We start from the raw sequence: 1,152 nt of genomic DNA, 5'->3' as shown, positions 1-1,152 counted from the left end.
ACGTCATGATCCGCCGCACGGACTCACGGGAGAAGCCGTGCTTGCCGTCCCTGGCGGTCGAGATCTTGTGCAGCGAGCTCCAGGCCGCGCCTTCCATGCTCATTGAGGTTCCTTCCGTGGGCACCAACCCCAGTTTAGATGGCGAGTTGCCCGAGCTTTGCGACGCGGCTGCCGAGGTGACGCGCGGTGCGCCGGTCAGGACCGCGACGGGTGCGCGGTCATTCCACGACTGTGCGCCGGCTCCGAGGTAAAAGCCAAGACGGTTGTCGTCGTGGTCGCTGGACGTGGTGGTGTTCCAGCCGGGGAGCGGCCCGAGACTGACCCAATGCATGCCGTGCAGTGCGGCGAGGAGGGAGAGGTACTGCCGCGGCCGGAGACCCTGTGGGACCGATTCCTGGCGGACTATCCGGGGCCGCAGGGCATTTCCAGTTCCTGGTTGAGCCTGGACGCCATCGTGCGTCAGGCGCAGGCGGTTCGGGACGCTGCCGCCGAGCTGGACGTCATCGTGTCGGGGGACCCGGCCGCTGATCTGCTCGCCCCGTGGCGGGTGGCCCGCCGTGCGGTTGTCTACGCACGGACAGGTCTGGATCTGGCTCGACTCGGCTTCGCCGAGACCACGCCGGAGAACGCCACCCTCGAATACGTCGTTCCGACTGACCCCACGATCTGGTCGACCGCCCGGGCGTGGACGTCAATGGTGTCCGGCTGGACGGCCGACCCGGTTCTCGTGGCGTGGGACGGCCAGCGNGGGGGGGGGGGGGGGGGGCCGACGCGGCCGACGCGGCCGACGCGGCCGACGCGGTCGAGAGAATCCGGCGAACGGTTCTGGACGGCTTACTTCCATGAACCTCCAGTGTCCACCCACGTGCCAGGCGCCCCGGCGGATTCGCGAGCCGATCGTCGAGGCGAGGGCAAGTGTGTCCACAGTCAATCCAGGCCGATGTTGTCCCTGCAGGCCGATCCTGCCGGTGCAGGCCAGACCCTCAGGCACGGGTTGCATCGAGTGCACGCTAGAATATGATGCCCAAGTCATATTGGAAATAAGGAGGAGGCGATTGTGGCAGCTTCGTCTACTCTCGTCCGCGCCGCTCGCCGGAGCAAAGGCCTCACTCAGGTGAGACTCGCAGAGATAACCGGCATTGACCAAGCCAG

General features: G+C 67.1%; 1 pseudogene. It reads right to left on the bottom strand.

Annotated features, from left to right (window positions below):
- Window positions 1-331, bottom strand: a pseudogene (locus tag E3O18_RS16365) (hypothetical protein); the annotation flags it as partial.
- Window positions 332-1,152 lie beyond the last annotated feature (821 nt).

This window comes from Cryobacterium sp. TMT2-42-4, assembly GCF_004402645.1.
In the GTDB taxonomy this organism is placed as follows: domain Bacteria; phylum Actinomycetota; class Actinomycetes; order Actinomycetales; family Microbacteriaceae; genus Cryobacterium; species Cryobacterium sandaracinum.
This window is presented reverse-complemented; position numbering and strand designations above follow the sequence as displayed.